We start from the raw sequence: 15,831 nt of genomic DNA, 5'->3' as shown, positions 1-15,831 counted from the left end.
CCCACAATGGATCAGCTCAAGTGCTGAAGCCTGTGGGAGCCGGTCTTGTCGGCGATGGCTGCAAAGCAGCCCCTGCTTTCAGTGCCTCACACGCGGAAGTGGCTGACCAGGGTCTGCAACTGGTTACCCAGCCGCGCCAGCTCAACGCTGGAGGCTGCCGTCTCGTCGCTGGCCGCCGCCGTCTGTTCCGATACATCGCGGACATTGATGATGCTACGGCTGATCTGCTCAGCCACCGCGCTCTGCTGTTCCGCTGCCGCAGCAATCTGCTGGTTCATCGACTGAATGTTCGACACGGTGCGGGTGATGCTTTCCAGCGAGGCACCGGCCTTGCGCGTCAGCTCAACGCTGCTGTCGGTCAGATTACGGCTGCCGAGCATGACATTGGCCACCTGTTGAGTACCACTCTGCAGGCCGGCGACCAATTCTTCGATCTCTTCGGTGGACTTCTGCGTGCGCTGGGCCAGGCCACGCACTTCATCGGCAACCACGGCGAAGCCACGTCCGGCTTCACCGGCACGGGCTGCTTCAATAGCGGCGTTCAAGGCCAGCAGGTTGGTCTGTTCGGCTACCGATTTGATCACGTCCATGACGCTGCCGATCTTCTGGCTTTCCTGCTGCAACAGACCCATGGCTTCGGTAGAGCGGTGGACTTCCTCGGCCAGGCGTTCGATCTGGCTGATTGCTTCGGCAACTACCTGATCACCGGCACGCGCTTGTGAATCGGCGTCGGTGGCGGCAGCCGAGGCATGTTCGGCGTTGCGCGCGACTTCCTGCACGGTGGCGGCCATTTCGTGCATGGCCGTGGCGACTTGATCGGTCTCGACTTTCTGGCTGTTGACGCCGGCGCTGGTTTCTTCGGTCACCGCTGACAGTTCTTCGGCAGCGCTGGCGATCTGGGTGACGCCATCGCGAATGCCGCTGATCAGTTCGCGCAGGGTAGTGCCCATACGCTGAATGCCCAACTGCAGTACGCCCAGTTCGTCGCGGCGGGTCACGCGCAGGTTGTGGGTCAGGTCGCCGGCGGCGATTTTTTCCACCACGGTCAGGGTTTCGCGCAGTGGGCGAGTGATCTGACGGGTGATGATTACTGCGGCGAGGATGCCTACCAGTAAGGCCAGCAGCGTGGCGGTGATCTGCAAGGTGCGGGCCTGAGCGCTTTCGCTGTCGCGGCGTTCGAGCTGGATCGTGTACAGCGCATCGCTGGTCTTGACGATGGTGGCACCTTGCACGGTCATCTCTTCGCGGGCCACAGCGATAGCTGCGGTGGCATCACGGAACTGGCGCACGGCGTCACGATACGCGAGCACGGCGCTTTCAAACTGCTTGATGCGCGTCGCTTCGCTAGGCATCTGACGGTTCAGGCTGGCAATCTCAGCCAGCGCACCATCCAGTTGGCGCAGGGCCAACTGTTCGGTCTCGCTGCTGATGTCGGCAATGTAGCTGCGTACAGCCAGACGCACCTGAAACAGCTGTTCCTTGACTTGGGTAACGGTGCGGAACTGCTCCAGCCGGCTGGCATCGCCTTCGGGCAAGGCAAGGATATCGGCGTTGATCGCGTCAATCAGTTCAATCGCGCGCGAGGCTGCCAGGTTCATCGAATCCCGGGCGGCCAGGCTGGTTTTGTAACCGGCGCGCATCTTATTGATGGATGCCTGATACTCGCTGATGGTTTGGCCCAGGTCTTGGAGCAACTTGACGTTCTCAGGGCTCTTGAAGCTCTTGAGCAACTTTTGCTGTTGTTCGCTGAAGGCATTGAGCTTGACCTGAACATTGCCGGCAGCGGCATCGTCACCGCCGGTCAGCATGTACTGCAAGCGGGTGATGCGCAGGTTGGTCAGGTCACTGTTGAGCTGGGTAATGTCGCTCATCCAGTTGCTGCGGTTGATCAACCCACCCATGCTGTTCCAGCCGGTCAGGGCCAGCAGGCTGGTGAGCAGCAGCACCAGGCCGAAGCCCAGGCCGAGTTTCAGGTTGATGCTGATGTTGGCAAACCAGCTATTCATGCAATCCCTCCAGGAACGTTGTTCGTCATGATCCGTATCGCTGGAAGGTTGTTTTTGTTGATGGCCAGCCGATGTTCTGAGCAGGGTTTATCGGCGGCTTGCGCCGGAGCTGAAACGCTTTTTCAGCAAATTTGATCAGCGGTCGGTAACAGGGCTTTTCCGCAGCCAGCTGAAGGGGCAACTGGCCACGGATCAGCAGGCTTGGCGGCTCAGAGCGAACGTGCCCCGAAGGTGTCGCATTGGTTGATATCGCCTTTGGCGAAACCGGTCTTGAACCAGCGCTGGCGTTGCTGCGAAGTGCCGTGGGTGAAGGAGTCCGGGACCACCCTGCCTTGACCCTGCTGCTGCAGGCGGTCGTCACCGATGGCATTGGCAGCGTTCAGGGCCTCGTCGATATCGCCAGGCTCCAGCCAGTTCAGGCGCTTTTGCGCTTGATAGGCCCAGACGCCGGCCAAGCAGTCGGCCTGTAGTTCCTGGCGCACCAGCAAGCCGTTATCGCCTTCCATGCGCTCACCGCGCTGGCGCGCTGCCTGGACCTTGGCCGAGACGCCAAGCAGGGTCTGCACATGGTGGCCGACTTCGTGGGCGATCACATAAGCCTGGGCGAAGTCGCCAGCGGCGGAGAAGCGTTGTTCCATTTCGCGGAAGAAACTCATGTCCAGGTAGACCTTCTGGTCGGCCGGGCAATAGAACGGGCCGACCGCCGAGGAGGCGAAGCCGCAGGCCGAGTTGATCTGGCCGCTGAACAGAATCAGGTTGGGGTCTTTGTATTGACGGCCGGCCTGGGCAAAGATGGCCTTCCAGGTGTCTTCGGTGTCACCGAGGATCGAGGCCACGAACTCAGCCTGCTCATCATTGGCCGGTGGCGCCTTGCCGGTACCGGTGCTGACAGGGGCGGTCTGCTGCTGGTCCATTTGCCCGGTCAGTTGACCGAGGATCTGCAACGGGTCTTGACCGGTGATCCAGCCAATGCCGACGATCAACAGGATCGCACCGATGCTCAGGCCCTTGCCACCGCCCAAGCGCATGCCGCCACCACCCTCGCCACGGGCATCGACCACATTGTCGCTACGCCTGCCTTTTCGCCATTGCATGAGCGCTCTCCGAGCTTGGAAACATGAGCCCAAAGATTAGTTCACCGGACGTCGCTCTGTCAGATTCCTGCACGTTACATAACCATTTGGTTATGCGTGCAGGGGTTCTTTTCAATGTTCTTCCACACCGTCATACCGGAAACTGCATGCTCGCCTGCCACGCCCAGGCATTCCAATAATTCCAAGACAGGAGAACGGCATGTCTGCGCAAGACAACAGTCGCTTCGCTATCCGTGACCGTAACTGGCATCCGAAAGCCTTAACCCCGGATTACAAAACCTCTATCGCCCGTTCGCCGCGTCAGGCGCTGGTGAGTATTCCCCAGTCGATCAGCGAAAGCACCGGCCCGGACTTCTCGCACTTGAAGTTCGGCCAGCATGACCATGACCTGCTGCTCAACTTCAACAACGGCGGGCTGCCGGTCGGTGAGCGCATTGTCCTCGCCGGACGTGTCTGCGACCAGTACGGCAAGCCGATCCCGCATACCTTGGTAGAAATCTGGCAAGCCAACGCGGGTGGCCGTTACCGTCACAAGAACGACCGCTACCTGGCGCCGCTGGACCCGAACTTCGGTGGGGTTGGCCGTGCCCTGACTGACAGCGAAGGTTATTACAGCTTCCGTACCATCAAGCCTGGCCCTTATCCGTGGCGCAACGGCCCCAACGACTGGCGTCCGGCGCACATCCACGTGTCGATCAGTGGCCCGTCGATTGCTACCCGGCTGATCACTCAGCTGTACTTCGAAGGCGATCCGTTGATCCCGATGTGCCCAATCGTCAAGTCGATTGCCAACCCTGATGCCGTGCAGAGCCTGATTGCACGCCTGGACATGAGCAATGCCAACCCGATGGACTGCCTGGCCTATCGCTTCGACATCGTTTTGCGCGGGCAGCGCAAAACTCACTTTGAAAATTGCTAAGGAGGATTCCCATGCCTATAGAACTGCTGCCGGAAACCCCTTCGCAGACTGCCGGTCCTTATGTGCACATCGGCCTGGCCCTGGAAGCCGCCGGTAACCCGACCCGCGACCAGGAAATCTGGAGCCGTATGGCCCAGGCTGATGCACCGGGCGAACACATTCTGGTGTTTGGCAACGTCTACGACGGCAACGGCCATTTGGTCCGCGACTCGTTCCTGGAGTTCTGGCAGGCCGATCACAATGGCCAGTATCAGGACGATTTCAACCTGGAAAAGCCGTTCAACAGCTTTGGCCGTACTGCCACCACTTTCGACGCCGGTGAGTGGACGCTGCACACCGTCAAACCGGGTGTGGTCAACAATGCCGCTGGCGTGCCGATGGCGCCGCACATTAACGTCAGCCTGTTTGCCCGTGGCATCAATATCCACCTGCAGACCCGCCTGTACTTTGATGATCAAGCCGAGGCCAATGCCAAATGCCCGGTGCTCAACCTGATCGAGCAACCGCAGCGTCGTCAAACCCTGGTGGCAACACGCTGTGAGGTAGATGGCAAGCTGGCTTATCGCTTTGACATTCGCATTCAGGGCGAAGGCGAGACGGTGTTCTTCGATTTCTGAGGGTGAGGGGGTTTGCGTCCTTTTGGGAGCTGGCCAGGCTCCCAAAAGTGTTGTTTGACTACTCGTACTCAGTGACTCCAGCAATATGCCGCCCGGCGATGTAGCCGAACGTCGCCGCTGGCCCCAGATTGATCCCTCCCGCCGGGTAATGCCCGCCCATGATGCTGGCCATGTCGGTACCCACTGCATACAAGCCGGCAATGGGTAGGCGCTGGTTATCCAAAACCTGGGCGTGTTCATTGGTCTTGAGCCCGGCGAAGGTCGCAAAGCTACCTGGCTCGACCTTCACCGCATAGAACGGACCTTGCTCAATCGGTGCTACGCAAGGGTTCGGCCCGTGCAAGGCATCGCCTTGTTTGCGGTTGTAAGGGGTCGAGCCGCGACCGAATTGCGGGTCTTCACCGTTACGAGCATGGCGATTGTATTCGGCCAGCGTGGCGCTCAAGCCTTGTGGGTCAATACCGCAGGCCTGCGCCAGCGCTTCGATGCTATTGCCGGTTTTCAGGTAGCCAGAGTCGATGAGCGGCTGCACCGGTAGCGGAAACGGCCGAGAGATACCCAGGCCATAACGGCGCTGGAAGGCACGGCTGCAGATCAGCCAGGACTCAACCTTGTCACCTGGCGCCTGGGCAACCATGGCGCTGACATAATCGAAATAACCGTCGGCTTCATTGACGAAGCGTTTGCCGTTGGCCAGCACCCCGATGATGCCGGGTTTTGCACGTTCGATGATGTGCGGGAAATGCCCAGCGCTGCCATCTTTGTGGGCGACCCGCGAGACTGGCGCCCAAGCCACAGCGCTGTGCAGGTCATCTGCTACTTGTCCACCGGCACTTTCCCCAAGGCGCAAACCATCTCCGTTGGCGCCCAACGGCGGCAGGGCCAGGTGTTCAAGCCCGGTGGGCGTACGAGGGAACAGGGCCTTGCGCCGTTCAATGTCATTGGCGAAACCACCGGCGGCCAACACCACGGCCTTGCTTGCGTGAACGCTGATCAGGCCACGGCAGGTCTCGATTACAGCGCCGCTCACCCGGCCTTGGTCTTCGAGCAATGACCGAGCGGGAGCTGACTCCCACAGCAGCACGCCCAGCTCCTCTGCCGACTTGGCTAACCGCGCGACCAATGCTACGCCGTTGACCAACTGCAGGGCCCGACCGTGCACGGCCAGGTCAAGCATGTGACGAGCCAGACGCTGGCTTACGTGCAGTAACGAGCGCCAGGAGCGGGTCAGGGTCAGAAACGCACTCAAATCCTTGCCTGCCATGATCGGCATGCCCAGGAACGAGGTCTCCCGCATGGTTTTGCGCAGACGCTTGAGCAGCTTGCCGACCTTGTGCCCGTCATAGGGTGCGGCGATCACCGAGCGTCCACCGGTGCCAGCGCCCGGGGTGTTGCCATGGATGTCGGCGATACCGTTGCCGTCGGCAAATTGCAGCGCGGTGTGGCGCTCAAAGAACGACACCATATTCGGCGCCGCTTCAAGGAATGCGTCGATCATCTGAGCATCAAAACGCTCGCCCAGCTCGTGCTCAAGGTATGTGCGTGGCTGTGAGCGATCCTCAATGATTCCGGCACGTTGTGCGAGCGGGTTGCACGGCACCCACATCCAGCCACCGGACCAGGCGGTGGCACCGCCAAACACCGGCTCTTTCTCCACGACAATGACTTTTTGCCCATGCCAGGCGGCGGTTACCGCTGCGGCCAAACCAGCAGCACCGGAACCGATGACCAGTACATCGCAATCCACCCGCGAGGATGTTGGGGTATCGACAGCCATGGGCAGTGTCTCCTCGAACAATGAGTTTTGTTATATTCTGGAACAGAATTCCATATTCTATGATTCGAGTTGTCGTCTGGCCACGTGCTCAGGTGACAAAGTGGGCGAAGATCGGACAGTGATTTGCGCTTTGCTCGTGGCTCTTTAGAATCGGCACAAATTTCAGGGACCATGACCATGGCCGGCAGTCAGATCGAACGCGCTTTCAGCCTCCTCGAACGCCTCACCAGTGAACCGCGCGGGCTGCCCTTGCAGACGCTGGCCGAAGAGCTGGATATTCCCAAAAGCGCCACTCACCGCATGCTCGCCGAACTGATGCGCCTGGGCTATGTGCGGCAGAACTCGGAAAGCAGCCGCTATCATTTGAACACTCGCCTGGTGGCCATGGGTTTCCGTTACCTGGCTAGCAGCGGTGCCGACGTCGTTCAGCCGATCCTCGACCAGTTAGCCCAGCAGACCGGTGAACTGGTCCGCCTTGGGGTCATCGACGGTGACCGGCAGACCTGGATCGCCAAGGCTCAAGGTGCCCGCTCGGGTCTGCGTTACGACCCTGACATGGGCCGCGACGCCCCCTTGTTCTACACCGCCTCCGGGCATGCCTGGCTGTCCAGTCTCAGCGATGCCCAGGCTTTGCTGTTGGTGGAGCGCCAGGGGATCGCCAAGCGTGAAGCGTTCGGCCCCAATGCACCGGCATCCAATGCTGAGTTACTGGAACGTCTGCGTATCGCCCGAGAGCATGGTTATGCCTGGGTTGTGGAGAGCTCGGCGGTTGGCACCTCGGCTCTGGCTGCAGTGGTGCGTCACCCGCTGGATGGGCATGCGGTGGGCGTGCTCAGCGTTGCCGGGCCTAGTGCGCGCATGAGCGAGGTACGCATGCATGAACTGGCGCCGGTGTTGCTGGCGGCGGCAGCGGAGTTGTCGGCAGCGAGCCCAGCGTCAGAATTGTTCGTCTAGAAACATCAGCGATTTCAGCTTGCCCAACAAAGCGGGGGCACGGCGGGGCTGTTTTTGCTTGCATTGAAATTAGAACTGAGTTCTAAATATTTCAATGCCCACTTCTGAGATAACAACAATGAGTCAACGCGTGATGTCCCTCGCTGCCCTGACGGTACTCGAGCTGTCGCCAGTGGAAATGGTCGAAGTTGCCGCCCGGGCTGGCTATAGCCATGTCGGCCTGCGTCTGCAGCCGGCGACGCCTGAGGAATATCACTTCCCGCTGGTGGCGGATGCCGGGCTGCGGCGCCAGACTGCCGCGCGCCTGCGTGATACCGGCATCCGGGTGTTGGATGTGGAGATCCTGCGACTCGAACCCGAGACCCACGTCGCCGACTTCGACGCCTTGCTGGCGGTGGGCGCCGAATTTGGCGCCAGCGAGCTCTTGGTTGCTGGCAACGACCCGGATCAGCAGCGCCAGACCGATAATTTTGCCGCACTCTGCGATTTGGCCGCCCAATACGGTTTGCACCCGCACCTGGAGTTCATGCCTTGGACCGATGCCAGGAACCTGACCCAGGCCTGGCACATCGTTGAGCAGGCCGGACGCGATAACGGCGGTGTGCTGGTCGATGCCTTTCACTTTGACCGTTCGGCCTCGTCGCTGGATGAACTGCGCCAGGTACCGAGCTCCCGACTACGCTACGCGCAACTGTGCGATGTGGCTGGGCCGCGACCAGACGATATGGCCGAGATTCTGCGCCAGGCGCGCAATGAGCGACGCTTTCCCGGAGAGGGTGATTGCGATCTTCTCGGTTTGCTGCGTACCCTGCCGCAGGATATCGCCTTGAGTCTGGAGATTCCCACCCGTCAGCTTTATGAACAGGGCGTTAGCGCCCTGCAACGGGCGCAGATGGCCCTGGACAAGACCCGCCAGCTGCTCTGCCAGCTCTGAACCTGCGAGCCCTACACCATGTCCCGCTCCACTGCGCTCGACGCTGTCAGCCAACCGCTCAGAGGCATCGCCCTGGTGGTACTGGCGACCTTTCTGTTTGCCAGCCATGACGCTTTGTCCAAATACCTGGCGGGGTTCTATCCGATTCTCTGGGTGGTGTGGGCGCGCTACCTGGTGCACACCCTGCTGATGATGGTGATCTTCCTGCCACAGTCCGGGTTGCGTGTGTTGCGCACTCGACGGCCGGGTCTGCAGGCGTTACGGGCCCTGTGTTTGCTGGGCACGAGTTTGCTGTTCACCACCGCCTTGCAATACATCCCGCTCGCCGAAGCCACGGCAGTCAACTTCCTTGCACCGCTGTTGGTTACGGCATTGTCGTTGCCGTTGTTGGGCGAGAAGGTTACCCGTGGCCAGTGGGTGGCGGTGTTGGTGAGTTTCGTCGGGGTGACGGTGATCATTCACCCAGGCGGGGCATTATTTACCCCGGCTGTGTTGCTGCCGTTCGGTTCGGCCTTGTGCTTCTGCTTCTACCAGTTGCTGACGCGTATGCTCAGCGGCACCGACAGCCCGACCACCAGCAACTTCTTCACCGGCTTGCTCAACACCTTGGTGATGAGCGCTATCGTGCCGATGTTCTGGCAAACCCCAAGCCTGGTCCATGGCCTGATGGCGGTAGCGCTGGGCACCTGTGGGATGACCGCGCACCTGTTTCTGACCCAGGCTTTCCGGCATGCGCCACCGGCGATGTTGGCGCCGTTCAGTTACTGTCAGATCGTGTTTGCCGGGATACTCGGCCTGGTGCTGTTCGGACACAGCCCGGACATGGCCGGGCTGGTCGGGATTGCTTTGATCTGCCTGAGCGGCCTGGGCGCCGCCTGGTTGCAGCGGCGCCGTTAAGCTTCGACTTTCGGCACCTTGCGCGGGGCCATCAGGTACATCCAGATCAGGGCAATGAAGTACATGGCCGGGATCATGGTGAACAGCACCGTGTAGTTATTGTTGGTGGTCGTCAGGATGTAGCCGACCAGTTGAGTCATGAACATTCCACCAATGGCCGCACACATGCCGCCAAAACCGAACACGGTGCTCATCATGTGCTTGGGCGTGTAGTCCATCACCAGGCTCCAGATGTTGGCGGTCCAGGCCTGGTGCGCGGCGATCGCCAGGGAAATGGCCAGCACTGCGACCCACAAACTGCTGGCGCCAGCGGCAAAGATCACGCTGATGATAGTCAGCGCGAACAGCAACATCGACAGCAGCCGGGCCTTGACCGGGGCCATGCCGCGACCGATCAGGAACGACGAGAGAATGCCGCCACCAACGCTGCCGAAATCAGCGCTGAGGTAGATGACGATCAGCGGAATACCCATTTGGGTCACGCTGATGCCCAGGTTGTACTGCTGATTGAGGAACGGCGGCAGCCAGTAAAGGTAGAACCAGAACACTGGCGCGGTCATCGAATAGGCGAGGGCGAAGGCCCAGGTGCCGCGCATGCGCAGGATGCGTGAGAAGGGCACGCGGGCCTGCTCGGGTTCCTTTTCACCCTGCACGTAGGCCAGTTCTGCTTTGCTGACCGTTGGATGGTCTTCTGGATTGAAGTACTTCAGGCCCCAGAACACGACCCACACCAGGCCCAGGAAACCCATGCCCATGAACGCGGCCTGCCAACCCCAAACGGTGAGAATCAATGGCAGAAGCATCGGGGTAAACATCGCCCCGACGTTGGTCCCGGCATTGAAGATGCCAGTGGCCACCGCTCGTTCGCCGGCCGGGAACCACAGCCGGGTGGTCTTGACGCAGGCGGGGTAATTGGCGGCTTCGGTCAGGCCGAGAATGAAACGACAGACCATGAAGCCGACCGCCGAGGTGGCCAGACCATGGGCTCCGGTAGCCAGGCTCCAGAGCAGCACGGCGCAGAAAAACACGCGTTTGACGCCGATACGGTCGATCAGCCGGCCCTGGAGGACGAAGCCGATGGCATAGCCGACCTGAAACCAGAAGTTGATGTTGGCGTAATCCATCGCCGTCCAGCTCATTTCCTTGGCCAGAATCGGCTGCATGACGCCCAGGGCGGCGCGATCGATGTAGTTCAAGGTGGTGGCGAAGAACACCAGGGCAAGCATGACCCAACGGGTCTTGCCGACAGCCATGGCGCCACGAATCTTGTCGCCGATGCCGGCGTGCGGGGTGCTGGCCAGCGGCTGGGCCATGCGGGTGCTGTGCGAGTGGATCATGGGAGGGTTACCCGTATTTTTATGTTTATGGGTCAAGCCTTGGTGACGCAACGCTAAGGACGCCGGGGTGCTTGGCGGTCGATTGAATCGGCAGGGCTCGAGGAGCTTTTGACTCGTCGAGCAACACTGCCCCGTGTCGAAATGGTGCGCCTGTGGTCAAAAAAGGGTCAATTCGTTGAACGCTATTATGGGCGATAATCGAACACAAAACTAACCGGTTAGTACCTTTTTAATTGAGCAAAAAGTGTTCACCGCCAATAATCGCAGCATCCGGGTTTTGCCTACCCATCGGAGCCATAAAAATGCAGCGTTCGATTGCCACAGTGTCCTTGAGCGGTACCTTGCCTGAAAAACTCGAAGCCATTGCTGCGGCGGGTTTCGATGGCGTCGAAATCTTCGAGAACGACTTGCTCTATTACGCGGGCAGCCCACGGGAAATTCGCCAACGCTGCGCCGACCTGGGCCTGGCAATCACCCTGTTCCAGCCATTTCGTGACTTCGAAGGCTGCCGTCGTGATCGTCTGACGCGCAACCTGGATCGCGCCGAGCGCAAGTTCGATTTGATGCAGGAACTGGGCACCGATCTGGTGCTGGTGTGCAGTAACGTTGCGGCTGACTCGCTGGGCGAACGCCAGATACTGGTCGACGACCTGCGCTTGCTGGCCGAACGCGCCGGGGCCCGCAATTTGCGCATCGGCTACGAGGCATTGGCCTGGGGCCGACATGTCAACACCTGGGAGCAGGTCTGGGACATCGTCCAGGCCGCTGATCACCCAAGCCTGGGAATGATCCTCGACAGCTTCCATACCTTGTCGCTCAAGGGCGATCCACGTGATATCGCTCAGGTTCCCGGGGACAAGATCTTCTTCGTGCAGATGGCTGATGCGCCGTTGCTGGCCATGAATGTACTAGAGTGGAGCCGGCATTTTCGCTGCTTCCCTGGGCAGGGCGAGTTCGACCTGGCGGGCTTTTTGGCACCGATTCTGGCCAGCGGCTACCGTGGGCCGTTGTCACTGGAAATCTTCAACGATGGCTTCCGCGCCGCGCCACCGCGGGCCAATGCCGCCGACGGCCTGCGTTCGCTGCTGTACCTTGAGGAGAAGACCCGCCAACGGCTTGAGCAGCAAGGGCAGGTGCTGGATGACCTGCTATTTGCTCCACCGGCGGCCAGTGCTTGCGACGGCATCGAGTTTCTTGAGTTTGCCGTGGATGATGCCCTCGGGGCCAAGTTGAGTAACTGGCTGGAACGCCTGGGATTCAGCCGTGCCGGCGTGCATCGCTCGAAGAATGTCAGCTTGTTGCGCCAGGGTGATATCAACCTGATTCTCAATGCTGAACCCTATTCCTTTGCCCACAATTTTTTTGAAAGCCATGGCCCGTCCTTGTGCGCCACCGCCATTCGGGTCAAGGACAGCAGCCAGGCACTGGCTCGCGCCGTGGCATTCCATGGCCAGCCCTACCGTGGCTTGGTCGGCCCCAATGAGCGTGAACTGGCGGCGGTGCGTGCGCCGGATGGTAGCTTGATCTATCTGGTTGATCAGGACGCTGAAGGCCGTACTATCTACGATACCGATTTCAGCCTGATGCAGGCATCAGGCAACAGCCTGGGCCTCAAACGCATTGATCACATGGCCCTGGCCTTGCCGGCCGATGGCCTGGACAGTTGGGCGCTGTTCTACAAAAGCCTGCTGGACTTCACGGCTGATGACGAAGTGGTGCTGCCTGACCCCTATGGTCTGGTCAAGAGCCGGGCGTTGCGCAGCCGATGCAGCTCCATTCGCTTGCCGCTGAACATCTCGGAAAACCGCAACACTGCCATTGCTCACGCGCTATCGCATTACCGTGGCTCGGGTGTGCATCACATCGCCTTCGAGTGCGATGACATCTTTGCGGCGGTCAAGCAGGCCAAAGAGGCTGGGGTAGCCTTGCTCGATATCCCGCTCAACTATTACGACGACTTGGCCGCACGCTTTGATTTTGACGACGAGTTCCTTAGCGAACTGGCCTATTACAACGTGCTCTATGACCGTGATGCCCAAGGTGGCGAGTTGTTTCATGTGTACACCGAGCCGTTCGAGGAGCGCTTTTTCTTCGAAGTCTTGCAGCGGCGCAATGGTTATAGCGGTTATGGTGCAGCGAACGTCGCAGTTCGTCTGGCAGCTATGGCTAAAGCCCGTGCGGGGGCTCCGGCGCAGGCTCGTTTGTAGTGGCGCGGCAGGCAGGCTTTCTTCCTTATCCCCCGGGGCTCATAATCACCGGGTTAACCGTTGGCCACGAGTCCCGTATGACCACTACTCCAGCACTCTGCGCCGCCCCTGAAGCGGTGACGCGCAAGGGTCGCAAGAACAATCCGGAAAAGACCCGCGAAAACATTCTTCAGGCGGCAATCAGCGAGTTCGTCCAGCAGGGGCTTGCAGGTGCCCGGGTCGATGCCATCGCCGAGCGCACCCAGACCTCCAAGCGCATGATCTACTACTACTTCAACAGCAAGGAGCAGTTGTACGTCGAGGTGCTGGAGAAGCTCTACGGTGATATTCGCAATACCGAGAGCAGCCTGCACCTGGCTGAGCTTGAACCGCGCCAGGGCATTCGTCGGTTGGTGGAATTCACCTTCGATCACCATGATCGTAACGTCGACTTCGTGCGTATTGTCTGCAATGAGAACATGCACCACGGCGAGTACGTGAAGCGTTCCTCGGCTATCCGCTCGATGAACAAGACTGTGCTGATCGCGCTGGACGAGATTCTGCGTCGCGGGGCGGCTGAAGGCGTGTTCCGTCAGGGGCTGGAAGCGCTGGATGTACACTTGTTGATCAGTTCGTTCTGCTTCTATCGGGTGTCGAACCGCAATACCTTTGGCGAGATCTTCCAGGTCGATTTCGAGGATGCGGCGCTCAAGACGCGGCACCGCGAGATGATTTGCGAGTCGGTGTTGAAATTTTTGCAGGTCTGATTGAACGTTTCGAAGCCGCAGCCGATTGGCTGCGGCTTCGACGCTGTATCAGTCGCCCATTTGCCTGAAGTGCGTCAGCATCCGTGACACATCCGGGGTCAAACCGCTGAACAGCTCAAACGCCTTTACCGCCTGAAACACCGCCATGTTCGAGCCATCCAGGGTCCGACAACCGAGGGCTCGAGCTTCACGCAGCAGTTCGGTCTCCAGCGGGAAGTAGACAATCTCTGCCACCCATAGGTCAGCCCTGAGCAGGGCCTTAGGCACCGGCATGCCTGGCAGTTTGGTCATGCCCATAGGGGTGGTGTTGACCAGCCCGTCGGCTTCACCCAGAGCGCTGGCCAAGTCGTGGCCGACACGGGCCCGAACGCCATCAAAGTGCGCATTGAGGTTGTCCACCAGCGCCTGGGCCCGCGCCACTTCGACATCGAATACCGTCAACTGACCAACCTTTTCTGCCAGTAGCGCATGGGCCACTGCAGCGCCAGCGCCACCAGCCCCCATCTGCACTACCTGACGGCGCGGCGCATCAGCCAAGCCACGGCGAAAGCCTTCGGCAAAACCCAGGCAGTCGGTGTTGTGGCCAGTACGTTTGCCATCCTTGAGTACCACGGTATTGACCGCACCAATGGCACGGGCCTCAGCGGACAGTTCGTCCAGCAACGGCAGAATTGCCTGCTTGCAGGGGAACGTGATGTTCAGCCCGGTGTACCCCATGGATTCGGCAGCGCTAAGCAGTTGCTCCAGGGCACTGCTGTCGAGTTTCAACTGATCGAGGTCGATCAACCGGTACAAGTAGTTGAGGCCTTGGGCGTGACCTTCATGTTCATGCAATGCCGGGGTGCGCGAGGCTTGGATGCCTGCACCGATCAGCCCGGCGAGAATGCCGGAAGAGGGGGCCGGATTCATGGGGAAACTCCATTGTTGTTCTTGGGAAAAAGCTTCCGTTGAAAATGTACCGTTCAGTTAATTCGGTCAATCGATGATCACCACCCCGACAGCTTTTCTGTGCGCTGATCGCACAGCCTGTGCTACACCTGTTGCTTGCACTTGACCACGGAAGGAGACATGGCAATGCCTCAGAACGACCTGCAGTCGATGGGCGAAACCTGGCCAGGTTTGGCCAGCCTGACCCAGTCGATTTTTTCCGGCCTTGGTGGCCAAGGCTTTCGCAATAGTTTCCGGTTTGATCGCTCCTCGGCGACCTGCTTGCTGTTGATCGACGGCCTGGGTTGGAGCCTGTTGCAGTCTTACGCCAAGCACGCGCCCTTTCTTGCTTCATTAATGCAGGCTGATTCGCATTTTCGCGTTGGCTTTCCGGCCACTACTGCAACCAGTCTGGCCTCGGTTACCTCCGGCTTAGGAAGTGGTGCCCATGGCATCGTCGGCTGCAGTTTTGCCCTGGACCCACAGACCGAACTGTCACCGTTGGCGTGGACCACCAGTGCTTTGCAAGCTGAGGTCCCGTCCGGCGCGGCACCTGCGCCGGAATCTTTCATCGTGCCAGCCGATGCCTGGAGTCTGGCCAGTGAGCAGAACATAGCGATCAGTACGGTGATGCTTGGACGGTTTGCCAACTCAGCATTCACCAAGGCGATCTACAAGGCGGGACAGATCCTTCCGGCACCGGCCTATGACGCTTATCCCGGTTTGATTAAGGCGGCGTTGGACAGGCCCGAGGCGGCCTTCTGCTTCGCTTATTTCGGCGACCTGGATTTTGCCGGCCATCTATTCGGTCCAGGCTCCGAAGGTTGGATCAAGCAACTGGAAATTGCCGATCATTTGGCTCGTAGCATTGCTCAGGCGCTGCCTGAGCGGGTCCAACTGATGGTTATCGCCGACCATGGCATGCTGGCCCTGGACCCTGCGCAGGTGCGTGACTTCGACCTCGATTCAGCACTGCAGGAGGGGGTGCGGGCGATTGCCGGAGATATCCGTGCACGCTACCTGTACACCCACGAGCACCAACAAGATCGCGTGCATGAGCGTTGGCAGAACCGTTTGGGGGATGTTTACAAAGTCTGGAGCAAATCCCAGGCAATTGCCGCAGGGTTGTTTGGTGATGTGCTACTGAGCCATGCCGAAGCACGGATTGGCGACCTGATCGTGGTGCCCACCGGCGCTGGCGGGATTATCCGCAGTGAGGTGGAAAAGCACCCCAGCCAGTGGCGAGGCCACCATGGGGCATTGACCGATGAGGATCAGAGGGTGCCCTTGCTGATGTGTTCAGGGTTGAGCTGAAACCTGGGTGCCGCTGAGCTGGCCAACTATGGGAGCGGGCCTTGCCAGCGATAAAGACACCGCAAACAGCTGAAACTGCGGACTTCATCGCCTGCAAGGCTG

The 15,831-nt window shown here is 59.9% G+C and carries 13 protein-coding genes and 1 pseudogene; 8 read left to right on the top strand and 6 right to left on the bottom strand.

Annotation, left to right across the window (positions count from 1 at the left end; translation table 11 throughout):
- Nucleotides 1-86: 86 nt before the first annotated feature.
- The 3 genes and pseudogenes from ACQRAX_RS14230 to ypfJ form a co-directional block, all read right to left on the bottom strand.
- Nucleotides 87-800, bottom strand: a complete 714-nt coding sequence (locus tag ACQRAX_RS14230; protein WP_427867742.1) for a methyl-accepting chemotaxis protein — start codon at nucleotides 798-800, stop codon at nucleotides 87-89.
- Between the two features lie 141 nt (nucleotides 801-941).
- Nucleotides 942-1,871, bottom strand: a pseudogene (locus ACQRAX_RS14225) (methyl-accepting chemotaxis protein); the annotation flags it as partial.
- A 344-nt stretch (nucleotides 1,872-2,215) separates the two neighbouring features.
- Entirely contained in the window at nucleotides 2,216-3,100 is an 885-nt protein-coding gene (ypfJ, locus tag ACQRAX_RS14220; RefSeq protein WP_412038467.1) for a KPN_02809 family neutral zinc metallopeptidase, read from the bottom strand.
- 199 nt (nucleotides 3,101-3,299) lie between these two features.
- On the opposite strand from ypfJ, the gene pcaH reads away from it, so the two are divergent.
- Nucleotides 3,300-4,019: a protocatechuate 3,4-dioxygenase subunit beta gene (gene pcaH, locus ACQRAX_RS14215; protein WP_412038468.1), complete on the top strand. Its 720-nt coding sequence runs from the start codon at nucleotides 3,300-3,302 to the stop codon at nucleotides 4,017-4,019.
- Between the two features lie 11 nt (nucleotides 4,020-4,030).
- Nucleotides 4,031-4,636 (top strand): protocatechuate 3,4-dioxygenase subunit alpha, encoded by a 606-nt coding sequence (pcaG, locus tag ACQRAX_RS14210; RefSeq protein WP_412038469.1) that lies wholly within the window; start codon nucleotides 4,031-4,033, stop codon nucleotides 4,634-4,636.
- 58 nt (nucleotides 4,637-4,694) lie between these two features.
- Here the strand turns inward: pcaG and ACQRAX_RS14205 are convergent, their stop codons facing one another.
- Nucleotides 4,695-6,413 (bottom strand): FAD-dependent oxidoreductase, encoded by a 1,719-nt coding sequence (locus tag ACQRAX_RS14205; RefSeq protein WP_412038470.1) that lies wholly within the window; start codon nucleotides 6,411-6,413, stop codon nucleotides 4,695-4,697.
- Nucleotides 6,414-6,590: 177 nt separating this feature from the next.
- On the opposite strand from ACQRAX_RS14205, the gene ACQRAX_RS14200 reads away from it, so the two are divergent.
- From ACQRAX_RS14200 to ACQRAX_RS14190, 3 genes are all read left to right on the top strand, one after another.
- Nucleotides 6,591-7,367: an IclR family transcriptional regulator gene (locus tag ACQRAX_RS14200; protein WP_412038471.1), complete on the top strand. Its 777-nt coding sequence runs from the start codon at nucleotides 6,591-6,593 to the stop codon at nucleotides 7,365-7,367.
- A 118-nt stretch (nucleotides 7,368-7,485) separates the two neighbouring features.
- Nucleotides 7,486-8,301, top strand: a complete 816-nt coding sequence (locus ACQRAX_RS14195; RefSeq protein WP_412038472.1) for a sugar phosphate isomerase/epimerase family protein — start codon at nucleotides 7,486-7,488, stop codon at nucleotides 8,299-8,301.
- Between the two features lie 18 nt (nucleotides 8,302-8,319).
- Nucleotides 8,320-9,198, top strand: a complete 879-nt coding sequence (locus ACQRAX_RS14190; RefSeq protein ID WP_412038473.1) for a DMT family transporter — start codon at nucleotides 8,320-8,322, stop codon at nucleotides 9,196-9,198.
- Here the strand turns inward: ACQRAX_RS14190 and ACQRAX_RS14185 are convergent.
- Entirely contained in the window at nucleotides 9,195-10,535 is a 1,341-nt protein-coding gene (locus ACQRAX_RS14185; protein ID WP_412038474.1) for an MFS transporter, read from the bottom strand. The two genes, ACQRAX_RS14190 and ACQRAX_RS14185, sit on opposite strands and share 4 nt — an antisense overlap.
- A 302-nt stretch (nucleotides 10,536-10,837) precedes the next feature.
- On the opposite strand from ACQRAX_RS14185, the gene quiC reads away from it, so the two are divergent.
- Both quiC and ACQRAX_RS14175 read left to right on the top strand, forming a co-directional pair.
- On the top strand, nucleotides 10,838-12,742 hold the full coding sequence (quiC, locus tag ACQRAX_RS14180; protein WP_412038475.1) for a 3-dehydroshikimate dehydratase QuiC: 1,905 nt from the start codon (nucleotides 10,838-10,840) through the stop codon (nucleotides 12,740-12,742).
- A gap of 77 nt (nucleotides 12,743-12,819) precedes the next feature.
- Nucleotides 12,820-13,488: a TetR/AcrR family transcriptional regulator gene (locus ACQRAX_RS14175; protein ID WP_412038476.1), complete on the top strand. Its 669-nt coding sequence runs from the start codon at nucleotides 12,820-12,822 to the stop codon at nucleotides 13,486-13,488.
- Nucleotides 13,489-13,536: 48 nt separating this feature from the next.
- On the opposite strand, the gene ACQRAX_RS14170 is transcribed toward ACQRAX_RS14175, so the two are convergent.
- Nucleotides 13,537-14,397: a shikimate dehydrogenase gene (locus ACQRAX_RS14170; protein ID WP_412038477.1), complete on the bottom strand. Its 861-nt coding sequence runs from the start codon at nucleotides 14,395-14,397 to the stop codon at nucleotides 13,537-13,539.
- A gap of 165 nt (nucleotides 14,398-14,562) precedes the next feature.
- On the opposite strand from ACQRAX_RS14170, the gene ACQRAX_RS14165 reads away from it, so the two are divergent.
- Nucleotides 14,563-15,729 carry an alkaline phosphatase family protein gene (locus tag ACQRAX_RS14165; RefSeq protein WP_412038478.1) on the top strand — a complete coding sequence of 389 codons (1,167 nt, stop codon included), beginning with the start codon at nucleotides 14,563-14,565 and terminating at the stop codon, nucleotides 15,727-15,729.
- Nucleotides 15,730-15,831 lie beyond the last annotated feature (102 nt).

The organism is Pseudomonas sp. UM16 (assembly GCF_050312595.1).
GTDB lineage: Bacteria > Pseudomonadota > Gammaproteobacteria > Pseudomonadales > Pseudomonadaceae > Aquipseudomonas.
The sequence above is the reverse complement of the archived record's forward strand: the minus strand, read 5'-3'. Positions and strand labels throughout refer to the sequence as shown.

Excerpts from the sequence above, each read along its gene's own strand:
- quiC (WP_412038475.1), top strand. The coding sequence starts at position 10,838 with ATGCAGCGTTCGATTGCCACAGTGTCCTTGAGCGGTACCTTGCCTGAA.
- ACQRAX_RS14165 (WP_412038478.1), top strand. The coding sequence starts at position 14,563 with ATGCCTCAGAACGACCTGCAGTCGATGGGCGAAACCTGGCCAGGTTTG.
- ACQRAX_RS14200 (WP_412038471.1), top strand. The coding sequence starts at position 6,591 with ATGGCCGGCAGTCAGATCGAACGCGCTTTCAGCCTCCTCGAACGCCTC.
- ypfJ (WP_412038467.1), bottom strand. The coding sequence starts at position 3,100 with ATGCAATGGCGAAAAGGCAGGCGTAGCGACAATGTGGTCGATGCCCGT.
- pcaH (WP_412038468.1), top strand. The coding sequence starts at position 3,300 with ATGTCTGCGCAAGACAACAGTCGCTTCGCTATCCGTGACCGTAACTGG.
- ACQRAX_RS14190 (WP_412038473.1), top strand. The coding sequence starts at position 8,320 with ATGTCCCGCTCCACTGCGCTCGACGCTGTCAGCCAACCGCTCAGAGGC.
- ACQRAX_RS14170 (WP_412038477.1), bottom strand. The coding sequence starts at position 14,397 with ATGAATCCGGCCCCCTCTTCCGGCATTCTCGCCGGGCTGATCGGTGCA.
- ACQRAX_RS14175 (WP_412038476.1), top strand. The coding sequence starts at position 12,820 with ATGACCACTACTCCAGCACTCTGCGCCGCCCCTGAAGCGGTGACGCGC.
- ACQRAX_RS14185 (WP_412038474.1), bottom strand. The coding sequence starts at position 10,535 with ATGATCCACTCGCACAGCACCCGCATGGCCCAGCCGCTGGCCAGCACC.
- ACQRAX_RS14205 (WP_412038470.1), bottom strand. The coding sequence starts at position 6,413 with ATGGCTGTCGATACCCCAACATCCTCGCGGGTGGATTGCGATGTACTG.
- ACQRAX_RS14230 (WP_427867742.1), bottom strand. The coding sequence starts at position 800 with ATGCACGAAATGGCCGCCACCGTGCAGGAAGTCGCGCGCAACGCCGAA.
- pcaG (WP_412038469.1), top strand. The coding sequence starts at position 4,031 with ATGCCTATAGAACTGCTGCCGGAAACCCCTTCGCAGACTGCCGGTCCT.
- ACQRAX_RS14195 (WP_412038472.1), top strand. The coding sequence starts at position 7,486 with ATGAGTCAACGCGTGATGTCCCTCGCTGCCCTGACGGTACTCGAGCTG.